Source organism: Caenimonas terrae (assembly GCF_042655405.1).
In the GTDB taxonomy this organism is placed as follows: Bacteria; Pseudomonadota; Gammaproteobacteria; order Burkholderiales; family Burkholderiaceae_C; genus Ramlibacter; species Ramlibacter terrae_A.
The window spans coordinates 707,358-726,629 of record NZ_JBHSMF010000006.1; the positions used below are offsets into that span (position 1 = coordinate 707,358).

Consider the following 19,272-nt stretch of genomic DNA (forward strand, 5'->3'; position numbering starts at 1 on the left):
TAAGCAAATATTGTCAAGGCTGTCTTTGCTTGCTCAAGCTTAAACTCGGGGCATGGATACATCTGCCCGCCCCGCCCCCAGCAAGGGCTCGCCCCGCTCCTTGTCGGGCCTCGTCCCCTTCCTGCGGCCCTACCGCGGGCGCTTTGCGCTGGCCGGCCTGTTCCTGCTGCTGGCGGCGCTGGCGACGCTGGTGTTCCCGCTGGCGCTGCGCAGCCTGATCGACGGCGGGCTGTCGGCCGAATCCAAGGGCACCCAGGTGCTGGCCCTGCGCGAGCACTTCATGGAACTGTTCGCCGTCGCCGCGGCGCTGGGCATGTTCTCGGCGGCGCGCTATTACATGGTCAGCTGGCTGGGCGAGCGGGTCACGGCGGACCTGCGCAACGCGGTCTATGCCCACGTGCTGCAGCAGAGCCCGGAATTCTTCGAGACCACCCAGACCGGCGAGGTGCTGTCGCGCCTGACCACCGACACGACGCTGGTACAGACCGTGGTCGGCTCCTCGCTGTCGGTGGGCCTGCGCAACGCGGTGATGGGCGCCGGCGCGCTGCTGATGCTGGTGGTGACCAATCCCTACGTGATGACCCAGGTGCTGGGCATCCTGGTGGTCGTGGTGTTCCCGACCGCCTGGTGGGGCCGGCGGGTGCGCAAGCTGTCGCGGGTGAGCCAGGACAAGGTGGCCGACTCCAGCGCCATCGCGGCCGAAGTGCTCAACGCCATCCCGGTGGTGCAGAGCTACACCGCCGAGACGCGCGAGGCCGAGCGCTTCGACGCCTCCACCGCCAGCGCCTTCGCCACCGCGGTGCACCGCACCAAGGCCCGCGCCTTCCTGATCGCGTTCGTCATCATCGCCACCAGCGCGGCGCTGCTGTGGGGCCTGTACCAGGGCACGCAGGCGGTGCTGGCCGGCACCATCACCGCCGGCCACCTGGGCCAGACCGTGGTCTACGTGATCATGCTGGCCGGCGCGGTGGGCGTGCTGGGCGAGGTCTACGGCGACCTGCTGCGCGCGGCCGGCGCCACCGAGCGCCTGATGGAACTGCTGGACGCCAAGTCGCCGGTGGTGTCGCCGCCGGCGCCGGCGGCGCTGCCCTCGGTCAGCGGCGGCAGCCGGGTGGAGTTCCAGGGCATCACCTTCAACTATCCGTCGCGGCCGCTGACACCGGCGCTGCGCGATTTCAACGTGGTCGTGGCGCCGGGCGAGACGGTGGCGCTGGTCGGCCCCAGCGGCGCCGGCAAGAGCACGGTGTTCCAGCTGCTGCTGCGCTACTACGACCCGGCGCAGGGCACCATCCGGCTGGACGGCGTGCCGACGCGCGAGCTCTCCCTGCACGACCTGCGGCAGCGGATCGGCATCGTGCCGCAGGACGCGGTGATCTTCTCCACCAGCGCGATGGAGAACATCCGCTACGGCCGCCCCGCCGCCCGCGACGAGGAAGTGGTGGCCGCCGCCCGCGCCGCCTTCGCGCACGAGTTCATCACCGCCCTGCCCGAGGGCTACGACAGCTTCCTGGGCGAGCGCGGCGTGCGCCTGTCGGGCGGCCAGCGCCAGCGCATCGCGATCGCGCGGGCGATGCTGAAGAACCCGCCGCTGCTGCTGCTGGACGAAGCCACCAGCGCGCTGGACGCCGAGAGCGAGCGCATGGTGCAGGCAGCGCTGGAGTCGGCCATGAGCGGTCGCACCACGCTGGTGGTGGCCCACCGGCTGGCCACCGTGCAGCGCGCCACCCGCATCATCGTGATGGACCACGGCCGCATCGTCGAACAGGGCACCCACGATTCGCTGGTCGCCACCAGCGGCATGTATGCCCGGCTGGCGGCGCTGCAGTTCATGGAGTGACGGGCCGCGCCCTCAGCGCCGCCGCCCCGGCGCGAAGGCCTTGCGCCGGGAAGCCGTATCGTCCAGCTGGCGGGCGATATTGCCGCAGACCAGGTCGCACAGCGCGAACACCGACTCGTCGGCGACGTGGTAATAGACGCTGGTGCCGCGGCTCTCGCGCGCGACCAGGCCCTGCTCGGTCAGCAGCGCCAGGTGGCGCGAGACGTTGGCGGCCGAGAAGCCGCAGGCCTGTGCCAGGTCGCCCACGTTGCGCTCCCCCTGCCGCAGCAGGTTGAGGATCTGCAGCCGGGTCGGCTCCGACAGCACCTGGAAGTAGCGGGCCACCTCGGCCAGCGCTTCGGGCGGCAGGTTTTTCATGAATGAACGCTCCTTGACGTAGATCAGCGCCGTCGCGCCGCGCCGGATCAAAGTGCAGTGCGAAGGACTTGAGTTTACCGTATGATTGCTTAATTAGCTGATTAGCTAAACATGCAACAAAGGGGATTCGGGATGTCAAGGACAGGATGGCTTGCCGCAGTGATGGCGATGGCGCTCGGCGCGCCGCCCGCGTGGGCCGCCGCGGGCGCCGCCCTGGCGACGGTGCAGGTGCAGGGCTCGGCCGCCGGCGGCAACGCAGTGAGCCTGGACGCGGTGGTGGAAGCGGAGCGCCAGACCACGCTGTCGGCCCAGGTGGCGGGCGCCATCGTCGCGCTCAACGTCAAGGCCGGGGACTCGGTGAAGGCCGGCCAGCCGCTGGTGCGCATCGACGCCCGCGCGGCCAGCCAGAACGCCGCGGCCAGCGCCGCCCAGGTGGACGCGGCGCGGGCGGCGCTCAAGGTCGCCGCCACCGAATACCAGCGCCAGCAGCTGCTGTTCCAGAAGCAGTACATCAGCCAGTCGGCGCTCGACCGCGCGCGGGCGCAGTACGAGTCGGCGCAGGCGCAGGTGCAGGCGCAGCAGGCCCAGGCCCGCGCGGCGCAGGCGGAGTCGGGCTTCTTCGTGCTGAGCGCGCCCTACGACGGCGTGGTGAGCGACGTGCCGGTCACGCTCGGCGACATGGCCATGCCGGGCCGCGCCCTGCTCACGCTGCACGATCCGTCGGCGCTGCGCGTGACGGCGGCGGTGCCGCAGACCGTGCTGGCGGCCCTGGCCGACAGCAGGGACATCCGCTTCGAGCTGCCCGGTTATGCCGCCGCGCCCGGCCGGCTCCAGCCGGCGCGGGTGCAGGTGCTGCCGGTGGTCGATGCCGCCACCCACACCGGCCAGGTCCGGCTGGCGCTGCCGGCCGGCCTCAAGGGCGTGGTGCCGGGCATGTTCGCGCGGGTCTGGCTGCCGGCCGCCGCGGCGGGCGCGGGCGCCCCCGGCGCCGAGCGCCTGTACCTGCCGGCCAGCGCCGTGGTGCGGCGCGCCGAGATGACCGGCGTCTACGTGCTCAACGCGCAGGGCCGGCCGCTGCTGCGGCAGGTGCGGCTCGGCCCGGTGCAGGGCGAGCGGGTGGAGATCCTCAGCGGCGTCGGCAAGGGCGACACCGTCGCCCTCGACCCGCAGGCCGCGGCCAGGGCGCCCTGAGATGAAGCAGCAACCGCGCATGGGCATTTCCGGGCGGATCGCCGCCGCGTTCCAGTCGGCGCAGATCACGCCGCTGCTGGCGCTGATGGCGCTGCTGCTGGGCATCTTCGCCGTCATGGTGACGCCGCGCGAGGAAGAACCGCAGATCAACGTGACGATGGCCAACGTGCTGGTCCCCTTCCCCGGCGCCGCGGTGGCGGACGTCGAGCAGATGGTGGCCGCGCCGGCCGAGCAGGTGCTGTCGCAGATCGCGGACGTCGAGCACGTGATGTCGGTCTCGCGCCCGGGCCTGGCGGTGCTGACGGTGCAGTTCAAGGTCGGCGTGCCACGCACCGAGGCGCTGGTGCGCCTGCACGACACGCTGCGCGACAACAGCGACTGGCTGCCGCGCGGCGTCGGCGTGCTGGACCCGATCGTCAAGCCCAAGGGGATCGACGACGTGCCGATCGTCGCCCTCACGCTGTACAGCAAGGACCCCGCCACCGGCGCCTTCGACCTGGAGCGGGTCGCCCACAGCATCGAGGCCGACCTCAAGCGGGTGCCGGGCACGCGCGAAATTCAGACCATCGGCGGCCCCGGCCACGCCGTGCTGGTGGAGATCGATCCGGCCCGCATGGCCGGCTCGGGCGTGACGGTGCAGGACCTGCGCACGGCGCTGCAGTCGGCCAACCTGGGCCTGCCGGTCGGCGAGCTGGTCGGCGGCAACCGCAGCGTCGCCATCGAGGCCGGCCCCTATCTGGCGCAGGCCAGCGACGTCGCCGAGCTGGTGGTGGGCGTGCGCGACAACAAGCCGGTGTTCCTCAAGGACGTGGCGCAGGTGCGCGACGGCCCGCCGCCGGCCGGCCGCTACGCCTGGTACGGGCAGTCCGGCAAGGACGGCGGCGGCGAATACCCGGCCGTCACCCTCACCGTCACCAAGAAGCCCGGCCAGAACGCGATCGACGTGGCCAACGGCGTGATGAAGCGGGTGGAGCAGCTGCGCAACACGGTGATCCCGGCCGGCGTGCTGGTGGCCGAGACGCGCAACTACGGCGCCACCGCCAACGACAAGGCGATCAAGCTGATCGAGAAGCTGCTGTTCGCCACCACCGCGGTGGTGGCGCTGGTGTTCATCGCGCTGGGCCGGCGCGAGGCGGCGATCGTCGGCGCCGCGGTGATCCTGACGCTGACCGTGACGCTGTTCGCCTCCTGGGCCTGGGGCTTCACGCTCAACCGGGTGTCGCTGTTCGCGCTGATCTTCTCGATCGGCATCCTGGTGGACGACGCCATCGTCGTGGTGGAGAACATCCACCGCCACCAGCAGCTCCATCCCGACCGCACGTTGACCGAGCTCATTCCCGGCGCGGTCGACGAAGTGGGCGGCCCCACCATCCTGGCGACGCTGACGGTGATCGCGGCGCTGCTGCCGATGGCCTTCGTCAGCGGCCTGATGGGCCCCTACATGAGCCCGATCCCCATCAACGCCAGCATGGGCATGCTGCTGTCGCTGGCGATCGCCTTCATGGTCACGCCGTGGCTGGCGCGCCTGTGGATGAAGGCCACCCCGGCGCACGGCCATGCCGCCGGCCCGACCGGCCTGGCCGGCAAACTGACGCCGCTGTTCGAGCGCGTGTTCAAGCCGCTGCTGGACGATCGAAGCGGCAGGCGCAACCGCGGCCTGCTGGGGCTGGGCATCGCCGTCCTGATCGTGCTGTCGCTGGTGCTGCCGGCCACCGGCCTGGTGCTGCTCAAGATGCTGCCCTTCGACAACAAGTCGGAATTCCAGGTGGTGGTGGACATGCCGGCCGGCACGCCGGTGGAGCGCACCGCCGCCGTGCTGCACGAGCTGGGCGCGCAGCTGTCCACGGTGCCCGAGGTAACGGACTACCAGGCCTACGCCGGCGCCGCTTCCCCGATCAACTTCAACGGCCTGGTGCGGCAGTATTACCTGCGCGCCGGCGGCGAGGTCGGCGACATCCAGGTCAACCTGGTCGACAAGCACCAGCGCAGCGACCAGAGCCACGCGATCGCGGCCCGGGTCCGGCTCGAACTTCAGAAGATCGGGCGGCGCTTCGGCGCCAACGTGAAGGTGGTGGAAGTGCCGCCGGGCCCGCCGGTGCTGTCGCCGATCGTGGCCGAGATCTACGGGCCGGAGGCCAAAGGCCGGCGCCAGGTGGCCAGGGCCGTGCGCGCCGTGTTCGAGAAGACGCCCAACGTGGTGGACGTGGACGACACCGGCATCGCCGACGCGCCGCGCAAGCTGCTGCTGGTGGACCGGCGCAAGGCCGCCATGCTGGGGGTGCCGCAACAGGCCATCGTCGGCACCTTGCGCACCGCGCTGGCGGGCGAGTCGGCGACGTACCTGCACGACGCCAGCCGGTATCCGGTGCCGGCCGTGCTGCAACTGCCGGCGGCCAGCCAGGGCGACCTGGACGCGCTGCTGCAGCTGTCGGTGCGCAGCGCGTCGGGCAAGCTGGTGCCGATCGGCGAGCTGGTGACGGTCAGCGACACGCTGCGCGAGCAGCCGGTCTACCACAAGGACCTGCTGGCGGTGGACTTCGTGCTGGGCGACATGGCCGGCAAGCTGGACAGCCCGCTGTACGGCATGTTCGGCATGCGCGGCGACATCGCGAAGATCCGCGCGCCCGACGGCGGCAGCGTTGCCGAATACTTCATCAGCCAGCCGCAGGACCCGTGGCGCGGCTACGCGCTGAAGTGGGACGGCGAGTGGCAGATCACCTACGAGACCTTCCGCGACATGGGCGCCGCCTATGCGGTGGGCCTGGTGCTGATCTACCTGCTGGTGGTGGCGCAGTTCGGCTCCTACCTGACGCCGCTGATCATCATGGCGCCGATCCCGCTGACCGTCATCGGCGTGATGCCGGGCCATGCGCTGCTGGGCGCGCAGTACACGGCCACCAGCATGATCGGCATGATCGCGCTGGCCGGCATCATCGTGCGCAACTCGATCCTGCTGGTGGACTTCATCAATCTGCAGGTGCGGGCCGGCGTGGAGTTCAAGCAGGCCGTCGTCCACTCGGCGATCACCCGGGCCCAGCCGATCATGCTGACCGGCGCCTCCGCCATGCTCGGCGCCTTCTTCATCCTGGACGACCCGATCTTCAACGGGCTGGCGATCTCGCTGATCTTCGGCATCTTCGTCTCCACCGTGCTCACGCTGGTCGTGATCCCGACGCTTTACTACGCGGCCTACCGCAAGCGCCTGGGCGCGCTGGCACCGGCCGCGGCCTGATCCCTTTCTTCATTTCATCAACCTCAAGGAGTCCTTTCATGAAATCCTGGCAAATCGTCCGCCTCGTCGCGGGCATCTTCATCCTGCTGTCGCTGGCACTGGGCACCCCCGGCAGCCCGGTCTTCGTCAGCCAGTGGTGGCTGGCCTTCACCGCCTTCGTCGGCATCAACCTGCTGCAAAGCGCGCTCACCCGGTGGTGCGTGATGGAAACGATCCTGCGCAAGCTGGGTGCCGAGCGCGGCTGCTGAAGGACCGGCCCATGCGTGCGCTTCCCCGACGCCTGGCGATCGCCGCGCTCGCGCTGGCCGCGCTCTCGGCGCAGGCCACGGACCTGATGCAGGCCTGGCAGGCAGCGCGCGAACACGACCCGGACGCGGCGATCGCGCTGGCCGGCCGCCAGGCCGGCGAGACGCGCAGGGCGCAGGCCGCGGCGCTGTGGCGTCCCACGCTGGCCCTCAACGCCACGGTCGGCGCCATGAACGCCGACACGGCGATGACCGGCGCGCGCTTTTCGGCGCCCGGCTTCGGCCAGTCGGACGGCGTGAATTTCGCCACCTCGATCCACGGCGGCACCTCGACGCGCTGGGGCCTGAGCGCGCGCCAGCCGCTGGTCAGCGGCGACCGGCAGGCGCAGCGCCGGCAACTGCTGATCGGCGCCGATGCCGCCGATCTGGAATGGCAGGCTTCGCAGCAGGAGCTGATGCTGCGCACCGCCCAGCGCTACTTCGACGCGGTGCTGGCCGAACGCAAGCTCGAGCTGCTGCAGCGCCAGCAGCTTGCCGTCGACCAGGCGCTGGTGGAAGCCCGCGACCGCTTCGCCGCCGGCGACAAGCCGATCACCGACACCCATGAGGCATCGGCGCGGGCGCGCGCGCTGCAGGCGCAGGTGCTGGCGGCGGAAAGCGAACTGCAGCTGGCCCGCGAGCAGCTGTCGGACGTCACCGGCCTGCCGCCGGCGGCGCTGCAGCTGGCGCCTCCGGCCGAGGCCGCGGCGCCGGCCGTGCTGCCGCCGCTGGAGCAGTGGCTGGAACTGGCCGGCCGTGACAGCCCGCAGCTGCGGCTGCAGCAGGCCAACGCGCAGTCGGCCGCGCAGGAAGTGGCCCGGCGCAGCGCGCGTGCCGGCGTGACGCTGGACCTGGTGGCGGAAGCGGGCCGCGACCGGCTCGCCGGCAGCGGCGACTTCGGCAGCGCCAGCAACACCGCCAGCCAGGCGATGGTCGGCCTGCAGCTGACGGTGCCGCTGTCCACCGGCGGCATGCGCAGCGCCCGGCAGGACGAAGCGCTGCGGCTGCAGGAGAAGGCCGACGCCGAAGTGGAGCGCACCCGCCAGCAGGTGCGCCAGCAGACCCGCGCCGCCTGGCTGGGCCTGCAGACGGGCAAGGCGCGGCTGCAAGCGCTGGCCGAATCGCTCACCGCCAGCCGCGCGCGCCTGGACGCGACGCAGCTGGGGCGCCAGGTCGGCGACCGCACCACGCTGGACCTGCTGAACGCGCAGAACGACGCCAGTGGCGCCGAACTGGCGCTGGTGCAGGCCCGCGCCGACGTGCTGCTGAACCGGCTGCGGCTGGCCGCCCTGGCGGGCGGGCTGGACGAGGCGCGGCTGCAGGAGGTCAACGCGGCGCTGCAGCGCTGACGAGGACTCACGGCAAGGACTTTCTTCCCCACCAACCAGGAGATCACCATGGCCCACATCATCGTTCTGGGCGCCGGCATCGGCGGCATGCCCGCCGCCTACGAATTGCGCGCGCACCTCGGCAAGGAACACAACATCACGGTCGTCAACGCGCTGGACTACTTCCAGTTCGTCCCGTCCAACCCCTGGCTGGCGGTCGGCTGGCGCAAGCGCGAGTCCATCACCTTCCCGATCCGGCCGCACCTGGAGAAGAAGGGCATCGCCTTCGTGGCGCAGCCGGTGCAGCGCATCGACGCCGAGGGCAACGGGCTGGAACTGCAGGACGGCAGCCGGCTGACGTACGACTACCTGGTCATCACCACCGGACCGAAGCTGGCCTTCGACGAGGTGCCGGGCTCGGGGCCCGCCGGCCACACGCAGTCGATCTGCACGGTGGACCACGCCGCCAAGGCCTGGGACGACTACCAGCGCTTCGTCGAGGAGCCGGGGCCGGTGGTCGTCGGCGCGATGCCCGCCGCGTCTTGCTTCGGGCCGGCCTACGAATTCGCCTTCATCCTGAACAAGGACCTGCAGCGCCGCAAGCTGCGCCACAAGGTGCCGATGACCTTCGTGACCAGCGAGCCCTACATCGGCCACCTGGGCCTGGGCGGCGTGGGCGACTCCAAGACCATGCTGGAGAGCGAGCTGCGCAACAACCACATCAAGTGGATCACCAACGCCAAGGTCACTCGGGTGGAGCACGGCAAGATGTTCGTCACCGAGCTGGACGACCAGGGCCAGGTCAAGCAGGAGCACGAGCTGCCGTTCAAGTACAGCATGATGCTGCCGGCCTTCAAGGGCGTGGACGCGGTGGCGGCGGTGGAAGGCCTGTGCAACCCGCGCGGCTTCGTGCTGATCGACGAATACCAGCGCAGCAAGAAGTACCGCAACATCTTCTCGGCCGGCGTCTGCGTGGCGATCCCGCCGGTGGAGGCGACGCCGGTGGCGACCGGCGCGCCCAAGACCGGCTACATGATCGAGACCATGGTGACGGCCATCGTCAACAACATCGGCGCCGACCTGGCCGGCCAGCCGCCGGTGGCGCAGGGCAGCTGGAACGCGATCTGCCTGGCCGACATGGGCGACACCGGCATCGCCTTCGTGGCGCTGCCGCAGATCCCGCCGCGCAACACCAACTGGTTCAGCAAGGGCAAGTGGGTGCACCTGGCCAAGATCGCGTACGAGAAATATTTCCTGTACAAGATGAAGCACGGCACCTCGGAGCCGATCTACGAGAAGTTCATGCTCAAGAGCATCGGGGTCCAGCGGCTGGGCCGGCGCTGAGCTGCCTATCTGGCAGGCGCCGCGTTGCAGCCCGCACCGGCGCTGGCGCTGCGCACTTCACCCCCGGCCAGCCCACAGCGTTGTCCACAGATGATGTGGATATCTCGGCGGCCGCCGTTGCAAAGTCTTACTGCAACGGCTCCTTCAGGGCCGCTGAAGGCGCCCCCGATCCAGCGGGCGGCGCCTCCGGCGCCAGTTGATCGTTCAGCGCCGCCACCAGCGTGACCAGGTCGCGTTCGAAGGCGCCCAGGCGCTGCTGGACTTCGGCCGGCGGCGCATATGCCTTGAGGGCGCTCTCCAGGCCGGCGGCGTGCGCCTCGATGCCGGAAGCGCCGATGTTGGCGGCCACCGACTTCGCGCTGTGGGCCAGGCGTTCCGCGGTCGCGAGGTCGCCGGTGGCGAGCGCCGCCTGGATCTTCGCCGCAAGCGATCCGTAGCCCGACGCAAACCGGCGCAGGATGGTCAGGTACAGGTCCTTCTTGTTCAGGACGCGGCTCAGCCCTAGTTCGGTGTCCAGCCCGGCAACGCGCGGCAGGCCGTCCGCACCCGGCGCCGCGGCCGCTGGGGCTGCAACGGCGCTGGCCGGCATCGGTGCAGGCTCCGCGCCGCGCTCCGGCAGCCAACGGACCAGCGCGGCCCAGAGGGCATTCGGGTCGATGGGCTTGATGACTGCGTCGTTCATGCCGGCGTCGATGCAGCGCCGGCGATCGTGCTCCATGGCATTGGCCGTCATTGCCAGGATGGGGAGCCGCGCCAGCCGCGCGATCTTGCGGATCTCGCGGGTGCTGGTGAGTCCGTCCATCACCGGCATCTGCATGTCCATGAACACCAGGTCGTAGTCGGCTTGCTGCACCCGTTCCAGGCCCAGCTGGCCGTTGTCCGCCACGTCCACCACGAAGCCCGCGCTTTCCAGCATCTCGCGCGCCACCATCTGGTTGATTTCGTTGTCCTCCACCACCAGGATGCGCGCCCCGTGCAGGGCACCGAGCGAGCCCGGCAGGCCGTCGGCGCCGGGCCGCGCCGCCGGCGACGCCGGCGCCACCTCCTGCCAGCTCGCGCCCAGCACATTCATCGTGCTGTCGAACAGCAGCGACGCGTTGACCGGCTTGACCAGCACGCCGTCCAGGCCGATGTTCTGCGCTTCCCGCAGCATTTCCTCGCGGCCGTGCGCTGAAACCATCATGAGCACGGGCGGCAGCGGCAGGCCGAGCGCCTTGATCCGCCGTGCCGTGTCCATCCCGTCCATTCCGGGCATGCGCCAGTCCAGGTACACGATCCGGAACGGGTCGCCGGCGACGGCGGCGGCACGCACCGCATCGATGGCCTCCGCGCCCGAGGAGACTTCGGTGACCACGAAGGACATCTTCGTGAGCATGACGGCGATCGCCGCACGCGCATGGAAGCTGTCGTCCACCACCAGGACCCGGCAACCGCGCAGGTCGGGGTTGGGGACCAGCTTGCGGGCGTGGTCCGCGCCGATCCCGAGCCGCGCCGTGAAAGAAAAGGTGCTGCCCGCCCCGGGCTGGCTCTCGACGGCCACCTGCCCGCCCATGAGTTCGACCAGCTTCTTGCTGATGGCCAGGCCCAGCCCGGTGCCGCCGAACCGGCGCGTGGTCGACGCGTCCCCCTGGGAAAAGCTCTGGAACAGGCGGCCGATCTGCTCGGGCGACAGGCCGATGCCGGTATCGCGAACACGGAACTCGAGCAGCACCTGGCCCTCGGTCCGCTCCATCTCCCGCACCGTGATCCCGACCTCCCCCCGGGCGGTGAACTTCACCGCGTTGTTGACCAGGTTCAGCAGCACCTGGCCCAACCGCAGCGAATCGCCCTTGAGGCGGGCGGGAACCGAAGGCTCCACGTGCATCACCAGTTCCAGGCCCTTCTTCTCGCATTCGCCCGAGATCAGGCTGACAGTGGTGTCCAGCAGTTTCTCCAGTTCGAACTCCGCATGCTCGAGGTCCAGCTTGCCGGCCTCGACCTTGGAGAAGTCCAGGATGTCGTTGATCACGCCCAGCAGGTGCTGGCCCGCCGTCTGCACCTTGCTCACGTAGTCGCGCTGGCGCGGCGCCAGGTCGGTCTGCAGCACCAGGTGCGACAGGCCGATGATGGCGTTCATCGGCGTGCGGATCTCGTGGCTCATGTTGGCCAGGAAGTCCGACTTGGAGTGGGTGGCCGCCTCGGCCAACTCCATGGCCGTGCGGATCTGCTCCTCGTGCTTCTTGCGCTCGCTGATGTCGCGCGACACCGCCAGCAGGCCCTCGGCCTGGCCGAACTGGTTCTGCAGCCGCGACACCACGGTTTCATAGCAGACCTCGCGGCCATCCGCCACCGACAGCATCTCCTCGATGGTCCGCGGCTGGTTGGCCGAGATGACGGCGCGGTCGCGTTGCCGGATCTCGGCGGCGCGCGCCGGCGCAAACAGCTCCTCGCAGGTCCGGCCCCGCACCTGGTCGATGGACAGCCCGGTCCGCACCGAATAGGCGGTGTTGCACCCGAGGTAGCGGCCCTCCAGGTCCTTGAAGACGATCCCGTCGGGAATCGAGTTGATCAGCGACAGCAGCAACGCGCGCTGCCGGCCGGCCTCGAGTTCGGCGCCCCTTTGCTCGGTGACGTCCTTGACGCAGACGACGAACATGCTGCGCTCGGCCTGCTCGGTGAGGAAGATCGACAGCTCGACGTCGCGCAGGCTGCCGTCCTTGCGCCGGTGCACGCCGGCGAACGAGATCGGGCCGGCGTCGGCGGCCTGCGCCATCACCATGCGGTCCTGCTCGGGCGTGAGCGCCAGGCCCAGGCTGGCGGCAGACACGCCGCGCAGCTCCTGGACCTCGAAGCCGAAGTGCTTGCAGGCCGCGCGGTTGGCATAGGCGATCGCACCCGTGTCGCGCTCGATCCAGTACATCGGACCCGAGTTCTCGAGCACCTGGCCATTGAAGGCCATCTCTTCCTCGTGCCGCACGCTCGCGGTCACATCGCGGTAGGTAATGACGCTGCCGACGCACTTGCCGTGGACGAACTGGGGGGCGACGGTGCGCTCGAGCAGCAGGCCGCTCTTGAGCGCGACCACGCGGACCAGCCTCTCCCTAGGATTGGCGCGGTGCCTTTCGATCAGCGCTGAATACGCGACCGGATCCGCCACCTGCTCGAGGTTGAACCGGCGCAGGCTCTCCGCGTCGATGGTGGCGATGTCCTCCTCCGGAATCCCCCACAGTTCGGCCGTGCGGATGTTGAAGAAGATGCTGCCCCCCGCCTGCCGCGTGAACACGCCGTCGTTGGTGGCGTCCAGCGTGGAGACCAGCAGGTCGTACCCGTCCTGGAGCGCGGCCAGCTGCCTGTCGCGGGCCTGCAGCAGGGCCTCGGACGCATGGAGAGCGGCCTCCAACTGCTGCTGCGTCCGGGCCGGCGCGGCGGCGGACTTGCCGTCCGCAAGCACGCCCAGGGTGTCGAGTTCGGCGCGGGTGGCGGCCATCGTGTCTTCCAGTTCCTGCAAGAGAAGGCCGACCGGGAGACCGTCGGCCAGCGCGTCCTCGATCCGGGCCGCGACGGCGCTGAGCGCGCCCAGGCCGATGGTGCCGGCGGAACCCTTGAGCTTGTGCGCCTGCGCCGCGATCGCGTCCGCGCCGGCGGCGGGATGGAGCATCTCCTGGCAGTAGGTCTGGTAGGCATCGAGGCCGGAGCGGACCATCGCGCGCAACTGCTCCGGACCGGCCATGCGCCGCAGGCCGGCCAGGACCTGGGTGTTCACCAGGGCGGGCCCGCCGGGATGCGTCGCCGGCGGCGGCGCGGGCAGCGGCTTCGCCGCCGCTCCGGCGCAGCCGTAGCGCGCGATCGCCGCTTCGATCTGGACCCAGTCGTAGGGCTTGGCAAGGCATTCGTTCATTCCCGCCGCGATGCAGCGCCGACCCTCTTCCTGCGTGACGTTCGCGGTGAGCGCCAGGATCGGGACGTTGCGCGCCCCGCCGTCGAGCGTGCGGATGCGCCGGGTTGCCTCCAGGCCGTCCATGGCCGGCATCTGCACGTCCATCAGGACCAGGTCGAAGGTGCTGCGCTGCACCAGTTCCAGTGCCTGCGCGCCGTCCTGCGCAAAGGCCAGTTCATGCCCCAGGCCGGCGAGCACATCGCCCAGGATCTCGCGGTTGATCTCCACGTCCTCGGCCACCAGGATGCGCCGGGAGCCGGGCTTGCGTTCGGCTTGCATCGTCACAACTTCCAGCTGCCCGCGTCCCGGCTGGCCCATGGATCGGGGGCCTGCTCCGGTGGCGCAGGCAGGCCGACGACGGCCCGCACCACGCGCAGGAGCGACTCGGCCTCGAACGGCTTGGTCACGTAGCCGTCGGCGCCGCCGGCCATGCCCTTGAGCACCGCCTCGCGCGTGGCCTTGCCCGTCAGCATGACGACCGGCACCTGGCTCAGCGCCTTGTGCTGCCGCACCCGCGACAGAATGTCGAAGCCGTCTGCATCCGGCAGCAGCACGTCCAGCAGGATCAGGTCGGGGACCGGCGGCTTGCTGAACTCGGCGACGATCTCGCTGCGGTTGCTCGCCAGCCGGACCTGGAAGCCCTCGAAGGCGAGGTAGCTCTGGATGAAGCGGGCGAGCGTCGGCTCGTCTTCCACCACGATGGCGGTGAGCACCCCGCCCGGCGGCCGCGCCAGCGACCGCTCGCGGGCGATCTCGACGTAGAAGCCGCTGCTGCGCAGCGACGAGACGCCTGAATCCGCCTTGGCGTCGCTCACCGGCAGCGCCATCTGGTTCAGGCAGGCCTGGAGTTGCAGGGCCAGCGGATCGGCCTGCGTCGGCTCCAGCAGGCGCCGGTCGCGCAGTCCGCGAAAGAGCGACGCGAACGCATCCTGCGTGACTGCGGGCATTCCGGCCTGGATCTGCGCCAGCGACAGCGAGCCGTCGACCCGCACCAGGAACTCGAGCTCGTTGGGAGACAGGCTGGTCACGCTACCGCGCAACTCATGCTCACCCAGAGCCGTCAAGGCGTAGACCTGAGACATCTCCGAAACCGGTACAGGCATTTCTGACGCGTCTCTCGTTGGTTGAGCTGCATCCTACTCGGCTGGTGCCGCGCCCGGACCCGGGATGACCCTCGCACCGTCCGGGATCGGCACTCACCCGCGCCCAGGCGCGGACCTTGTTCACGAATCGCGTGGGTTTCCGCGGAGCGGCGCTACTGCAACGGTTCCTTCAGCGCCTTGGGAATGGGCAGCGGCAGCACGCCGATGCCCTCCTCCAGCAGGGCCTGGGTTTCGCCGGGCGAGGCCTGGCCGCGGATGCCGCGTTCCTGCGTCTCGCCGTAATGCATGCGGCGCGCTTCTTCCGGGAAGCGCGCGCCCACGTCCTCGGTGTTGGCCATCACGTGGCGCACCATCTTCATCCAGGCGGCCTGCATGGTGCGGTCCGGCGCCGCCACCAGGTCCTGCTGGTGCCGGGCGGCGGGCGCCGGCTCCTTGCCGCCGCCCAGGTTCAGGCGCGGGGCGCTGAGCAGCTTGCTGATGGCGACGTCGCCGCACAGCGGGCATTCCACCAGCCCGCACGCCAGCTGGTCCTGGAAGTCCGCCTCCGATCCGAACCAGCCTTCGAAACTGTGCTGTTGCGCACACTGGAGGTCGAGGACTTTCATCGCGCCGCCGGGCCGCCCCAAGGCGCGATGGCCCCCTCGGGGGGCGGCGACGGCACATCGTGCCTGGCGTGGGGGCTCAACATAGCCGGATTATGAGCGCCACTCCAGTGTCCACGCTCCGGCCAGGACGTTCTGCAGCCAGAGCGCGCAGGACAGCGTCTTGGCATCGGTGACTCGGCCGTCCCGGCACCACTGCGCCAGCTCCTGCGGCGTGGCGCTGAACACGTCCAGGTGCTCTCCGTGGTCCAGGTTGCGCTGGCCGCCGTCCACCAGCCCGCGCGCGAACCAGATGTCGATCGCCTCGGTGGAATACGAGATCACCGGGTGCAGCACGCCGGCATGGGCCCATTCGCGCGCCGTGTAGCCCGTCTCCTCCAGCAGCTCGCGCTTGGCGCAGGCCAGCTTGTCCTCGCCGGGCACGTCGAGCTTGCCGGCCGGAAATTCGATCATCACCTGCTGCACCGGATAGCGGAACTGCCGCTCCAGCAGCACGCGCCCGTCGTCCAGCAAGGGCACGATCACCACCGCGCCGGGGTGGACGATGTATTCGCGCGTCGCCGTGCCGCCATCGGGCAGCTTCACGGTGTCCCTCCATGCGTGCAGCAGCCTGCCCTTGAACAGCTCCTCGCTGCCCAGCCTGTGCTCCACCAGGTGGCTGTCGTCGGCCATGGTGCCAGTCAGCCGCCGGGCCGCCCCAAGGCCGACTGCGCCCCCTCGGGGGGCAGAGCAGCTGCCAAGCAGCAAACGCGGGGGCTCATTTCTTCTTCCACAGATAGCGCCAGATGAAGCCCGGAAACGCGAACGTGATGAACAGCGCGCCGGTGACGGCGTAGAACTCCCAGCCCTGCGGCGCGATCTGGCCGGCACGGTTCTCCAGCAGCAGGCCGAGGCCGCCGGCGATGAAGTACAGCAGCACCAGTTCCGCCAGCCGCAGCGGCAGCGGCTTGACCGGGCGCTTGAGCGGCACCACGCCCAGCAGGCGCTGGTTGAGGAACGGCAGGTTGGCCGCCAGGAAGGCGACCACGATCACCAGCCAGACGGAAACCGATTCGGACAAGGGGACCCCCGGGGGATCAGCTGGCCAGCGTCTTGACGATCGCCTGGGCACACAGCGTCATCAGGCCGCCGGGCAGGATGCCCAGGATCAGCACCAGCGCGCCGTTGAGGGTGAGAACGGCGCGGACGTCGGCCGGCGCCGAGACCGTGGTGGCCGTGATCGGCGCGTCGAAGTACATCACCTTGACCACCCGCAGGTAGTAGAAGGCGCCCACCAGCGACATCATCACGGCGAACACCGCCAGCCCGATGTACAGCGCCTGGCCGGACGAGACCAGCGCCTGCAGCACCGCCAGCTTGGCGTAGAAGCCGACCAGCGGCGGCACGCCGGCCAGCGAGAACATGCAGATGGCCATCACGCCGGCGAACAGCGGGCTGCGCTGGTTCAGGCCGGCCAGGTCGGTGATCTCCTCGCTCTCGAAACCTTCGCGCGCCAGCAGCAGGATGATGCCGAAGCTGGCCAGCGTGGTCATCACGTAGGTGACGATGTAGAACATGGCGGAGCTGTAGGCGTTGGCGGCCGACAGCGTGTTGCCGTTGACCACGCCGGACAGCAGGCCCAGGATGACGAAGCCCATCTGAGCGATGGTGGAGTAGGCCAGCATGCGCTTGAGGTTGGTCTGCGCGATGGCCGCCAGGTTGCCGATCAGCAGCGAGGCGATCGCCAGCACCGCCAGCATCTGCTGCCAGTCGATCGCCAGCGGCAGCAGGCCTTCCACCAGCAGCCGGATGCAGATCGCGAACGCAGCCAGCTCGGGCGCGCTGCCGATCACCAGCGTGACCGAGGTCGGGGCGCCCTGGTAGACGTCCGGGATCCACATGTGGAACGGGGCGGCGCCCAGCTTGAAGGCCAGGCCGGAGACGATGAACACCAGGCCGAACACCAGCACCTGGTGCTTGACCTGGCCGGAGTTGACGATCTTGAACACCGTGCCGATGTCCAGCGAGCCGGTGGCGCCGTACAGCATCGACATGCCGTACAGCAGGAAGCCGCTGGCCATCGCGCCGAGCACGAAGTACTTCATCGCCGCCTCGGTGGAGGTGGCGTGGTCGCGCCGCAGCGCCACCAGCGCGTAGCTGCACAGCGTCATCAGCTCCAGGCCCAGGTAAATCACCAGGAAGTTCTGGCCCGAGATCATCACGAAGATGCCCAGCAGGATGAACATCGACAGCGTGAACATCTCGCCGCCGTGCAGCATGTCGCGGTCCGCCGCATAGCCGCGGCCGTAGACCAGGCAGACCATCATGGCCAGCGCGGCGAAGCACTTGAGCCAGTTGCCCATGGGGTCGCTCACCACCATGCCGCCGAAGGCGTAGATGGTCTGGCCCTGCAGCGCGAAGTCGGCGCTGAACCAGGCCACCACGGCCAGCGTGGCCATGGTCAGCCAGTAGGTGGCGCCGCGCAGGCGCGAGGTCACGCCCAGGTCCACCAGCGCGATCACGCAGGCCATCACCAGCAGCAGGATCTCCGGCGAGGTGACGATGAGGCTCATCTTGTCCAGCATGTTCCGGCTCTTTCAGTTCAGTTTGGACACGGCCACTTGCTTGAGGAATTCCGCCACCGAGGCGTTCATGACGTCGGTGAAGGGCTTGGGATAGACGCCCATCCAGATCACCGCGATCGCCAGCAGGCCCAGCATCAGGAACTCGCGCGGGTTGATGTCCTTGAGTTCGCGCACGTCCTCGTTGGCCACCGGCCCCAGGTAGACCCGCTTGTACATCCACAACGTGTAGGCGGCGCCCAGGACCAGCGCCGTGGCGGCGCCGAAGCCGAGCCAGAAGTTGGACTTGACGGCACCCAGGATCACCAGCCATTCGCCGACGAAGCCGGCGGTGGCGGGCAGGCCGCAGTTGGCCATCGCGAACAGCAGCGCGAAGGCCGCGAAGTTCGGCATGGTGTTGACCACCCCGCCGTAGCTGGCGATCTCGCGCGAATGCACCCGGTCGTACAGCACGCCGATGCACAGGAACATCGCGGCCGAGACGAAGCCGTGGGCGATCATCTGCACGATGCCGCCGGCCACGCCCAGGTCGTTGAAGATGAAGAAGCCCAGCGTGACGAAGCCCATGTGGGCCACCGACGAATAGGCCACCAGCTTCTTCATGTCCTGCTGCACCAGCGCCACCAGGCCGACGTAGATCACCGCGATCAGCGACAGCGCGATCATCAGCCAGGCCCACTCGCGCGCCGCATCCGGCGCGATCGGGATCGAGAATCGCAGGAAACCGTAGGCGCCCAGCTTGAGCATGATGGCCGCCAGCACCGCGGAGCCGCCGGTGGGCGCCTCCACGTGGACATCAGGCAACCACGTGTGGACCGGCCACATCGGCACCTTGACCGCGAAGGCGGCGAAGAAGGCGAAGAACAGGAAGGTCTGCGCCGTGCCGCCGAGCGGCATCTTCTGCCAGGTGGCCAGGTCGAAGCTGCCGCCCGACTTGGTGTACAGGAACACCAGCGCGATCAGCATCAGCAGCGAGCCCAGCAGCGTGTACAGGAAGAACTTGAAGGCCGCGTAGATCTTGTTGGGACCACCCCAGACGCCGATGATCAGGTACATCGGGATCAGCGTCGCCTCGAAGAAGGTGTAGAACAGGATGCCGTCGAGCGCGCAGAACACGCCGATCATCAGCCCCGACAGGATCAGGAACGCGCCCATGTACTGGTTGACGCGCTCGGTGATCACCTCCCAGGCCGAGATCACCACGACCACCGTGATGAAGGCCGTCAGGATCACGAACCAGAACGAGATGCCGTCGATGCCCAGGTGGTAATAGACGTTGAAGCGCTCGATCCACGGGCTGCGCTCCACGAACTGCATGGCCGGCGTGCCGGTCTGGAAACGACCGTACAGCGGCAGCGTGACCAGCAGGCTGACGATGCTGCCGATCAGGGCGATCCAGCGCACCGCGCGGGCCTGGTCGTCGCGTCCCAGGGCCAGCAGGACGGCGCCGAAAAAGATCGGCGTCCAGATCGCAAGACTCAACAAACCCATGTTCTTTTCCGTGACTTTTGTTATTG

14 protein-coding genes are annotated in these 19,272 nt (G+C 69.5%); 6 read left to right on the forward strand and 8 right to left on the reverse strand.

Features of this window, described 5'->3' with window-relative positions:
* Nucleotides 1–52 precede the first annotated feature (52 nt).
* A complete protein-coding gene (locus ACFPOE_RS10265) occupies nucleotides 53–1,837 on the forward strand; it encodes an ABC transporter transmembrane domain-containing protein (protein WP_376849988.1) in 1,785 nt (594 codons plus the stop codon).
* Nucleotides 1,838–1,849: 12 nt separating this feature from the next.
* Here the strand turns inward: ACFPOE_RS10265 and ACFPOE_RS10270 are convergent, their stop codons facing one another.
* Nucleotides 1,850–2,194 carry an ArsR/SmtB family transcription factor gene (locus ACFPOE_RS10270; RefSeq protein ID WP_376849989.1) on the reverse strand — a complete coding sequence of 115 codons (345 nt, stop codon included), beginning with the start codon at nucleotides 2,192–2,194 and terminating at the stop codon, nucleotides 1,850–1,852.
* Nucleotides 2,195–2,326: 132 nt separating this feature from the next.
* On the opposite strand from ACFPOE_RS10270, the gene ACFPOE_RS10275 reads away from it, so the two are divergent.
* Genes ACFPOE_RS10275 through ACFPOE_RS10295 form a run of 5 tightly spaced genes read left to right on the forward strand, consistent with a single transcriptional unit; the run spans nucleotide 2,327 to nucleotide 9,573 of the window.
* On the forward strand, nucleotides 2,327–3,385 hold the full coding sequence (locus tag ACFPOE_RS10275) for an efflux RND transporter periplasmic adaptor subunit (RefSeq protein ID WP_376849990.1): 1,059 nt from the start codon (nucleotides 2,327–2,329) through the stop codon (nucleotides 3,383–3,385).
* A 1-nt stretch (nucleotide 3,386) separates the two neighbouring features.
* On the forward strand, nucleotides 3,387–6,617 hold the full coding sequence (locus ACFPOE_RS10280) for an efflux RND transporter permease subunit (RefSeq protein WP_376849991.1): 3,231 nt from the start codon (nucleotides 3,387–3,389) through the stop codon (nucleotides 6,615–6,617).
* A 38-nt stretch (nucleotides 6,618–6,655) separates the two neighbouring features.
* The gene (locus ACFPOE_RS10285) at nucleotides 6,656–6,865 is read left to right on the forward strand and encodes a YgaP family membrane protein (RefSeq protein WP_376849992.1); all 210 of its coding nucleotides are present in this window, start codon (nucleotides 6,656–6,658) and stop codon (nucleotides 6,863–6,865) included.
* 11 nt (nucleotides 6,866–6,876) lie between these two features.
* Nucleotides 6,877–8,250 carry a TolC family outer membrane protein gene (locus ACFPOE_RS10290; protein ID WP_376849993.1) on the forward strand — a complete coding sequence of 458 codons (1,374 nt, stop codon included), beginning with the start codon at nucleotides 6,877–6,879 and terminating at the stop codon, nucleotides 8,248–8,250.
* 48 nt (nucleotides 8,251–8,298) lie between these two features.
* Nucleotides 8,299–9,573, forward strand: coding sequence for an NAD(P)/FAD-dependent oxidoreductase (locus ACFPOE_RS10295; RefSeq protein WP_376849994.1), 1,275 nt, complete (start codon nucleotides 8,299–8,301; stop codon nucleotides 9,571–9,573).
* 127 nt (nucleotides 9,574–9,700) lie between these two features.
* Here ACFPOE_RS10295 and ACFPOE_RS10300 read toward each other — a convergent pair whose 3' ends face one another.
* The 7 genes from ACFPOE_RS10300 to ACFPOE_RS10330 all read right to left on the reverse strand — a co-directional run bounded on the left by ACFPOE_RS10300 (nucleotide 9,701) and on the right by ACFPOE_RS10330 (nucleotide 19,246).
* Nucleotides 9,701–13,768: a response regulator gene (locus tag ACFPOE_RS10300; RefSeq protein WP_376849995.1), complete on the reverse strand. Its 4,068-nt coding sequence runs from the start codon at nucleotides 13,766–13,768 to the stop codon at nucleotides 9,701–9,703.
* Between the two features lie 2 nt (nucleotides 13,769–13,770).
* A complete protein-coding gene (locus ACFPOE_RS10305; RefSeq protein WP_376849996.1) occupies nucleotides 13,771–14,517 on the reverse strand; it encodes a response regulator transcription factor in 747 nt (248 codons plus the stop codon).
* A gap of 227 nt (nucleotides 14,518–14,744) precedes the next feature.
* Nucleotides 14,745–15,197, reverse strand: coding sequence for a DUF1178 family protein (locus ACFPOE_RS10310; protein ID WP_376849997.1), 453 nt, complete (start codon nucleotides 15,195–15,197; stop codon nucleotides 14,745–14,747).
* A 90-nt stretch (nucleotides 15,198–15,287) separates the two neighbouring features.
* A complete protein-coding gene (locus ACFPOE_RS10315) occupies nucleotides 15,288–15,866 on the reverse strand; it encodes an NUDIX domain-containing protein (RefSeq protein WP_376849998.1) in 579 nt (192 codons plus the stop codon).
* Nucleotides 15,867–15,951: 85 nt separating this feature from the next.
* On the reverse strand, nucleotides 15,952–16,254 hold the full coding sequence (locus ACFPOE_RS10320; protein ID WP_376849999.1) for a DUF2818 family protein: 303 nt from the start codon (nucleotides 16,252–16,254) through the stop codon (nucleotides 15,952–15,954).
* Between the two features lie 16 nt (nucleotides 16,255–16,270).
* A complete protein-coding gene (nuoN, locus tag ACFPOE_RS10325; protein ID WP_376850000.1) occupies nucleotides 16,271–17,758 on the reverse strand; it encodes an NADH-quinone oxidoreductase subunit NuoN in 1,488 nt (495 codons plus the stop codon).
* A 12-nt stretch (nucleotides 17,759–17,770) separates the two neighbouring features.
* A complete protein-coding gene (locus ACFPOE_RS10330; RefSeq protein WP_376850001.1) occupies nucleotides 17,771–19,246 on the reverse strand; it encodes an NADH-quinone oxidoreductase subunit M in 1,476 nt (491 codons plus the stop codon).
* Nucleotides 19,247–19,272: the final 26 nt, after the last annotated feature.

What these genes read in the sequence shown, in the direction of transcription:
- ACFPOE_RS10295 (WP_376849994.1), top strand. Translation starts at nt 8,299, where the DNA reads ATGGCCCACATCATCGTTCTGGGCGCCGGCATCGGCGGCATGCCCGCC.
- ACFPOE_RS10285 (WP_376849992.1), top strand. Translation starts at nt 6,656, where the DNA reads ATGAAATCCTGGCAAATCGTCCGCCTCGTCGCGGGCATCTTCATCCTG.
- ACFPOE_RS10310 (WP_376849997.1), bottom strand. Translation starts at nt 15,197, where the DNA reads ATGAAAGTCCTCGACCTCCAGTGTGCGCAACAGCACAGTTTCGAAGGC.
- ACFPOE_RS10300 (WP_376849995.1), bottom strand. Translation starts at nt 13,768, where the DNA reads ATGCAAGCCGAACGCAAGCCCGGCTCCCGGCGCATCCTGGTGGCCGAG.
- ACFPOE_RS10265 (WP_376849988.1), top strand. Translation starts at nt 53, where the DNA reads ATGGATACATCTGCCCGCCCCGCCCCCAGCAAGGGCTCGCCCCGCTCC.
- ACFPOE_RS10270 (WP_376849989.1), bottom strand. Translation starts at nt 2,194, where the DNA reads ATGAAAAACCTGCCGCCCGAAGCGCTGGCCGAGGTGGCCCGCTACTTC.
- ACFPOE_RS10290 (WP_376849993.1), top strand. Translation starts at nt 6,877, where the DNA reads ATGCGTGCGCTTCCCCGACGCCTGGCGATCGCCGCGCTCGCGCTGGCC.
- ACFPOE_RS10330 (WP_376850001.1), bottom strand. Translation starts at nt 19,246, where the DNA reads ATGGGTTTGTTGAGTCTTGCGATCTGGACGCCGATCTTTTTCGGCGCC.
- ACFPOE_RS10315 (WP_376849998.1), bottom strand. Translation starts at nt 15,866, where the DNA reads ATGGCCGACGACAGCCACCTGGTGGAGCACAGGCTGGGCAGCGAGGAG.
- nuoN (WP_376850000.1), bottom strand. Translation starts at nt 17,758, where the DNA reads ATGCTGGACAAGATGAGCCTCATCGTCACCTCGCCGGAGATCCTGCTG.
- ACFPOE_RS10275 (WP_376849990.1), top strand. Translation starts at nt 2,327, where the DNA reads ATGTCAAGGACAGGATGGCTTGCCGCAGTGATGGCGATGGCGCTCGGC.
- ACFPOE_RS10280 (WP_376849991.1), top strand. Translation starts at nt 3,387, where the DNA reads ATGAAGCAGCAACCGCGCATGGGCATTTCCGGGCGGATCGCCGCCGCG.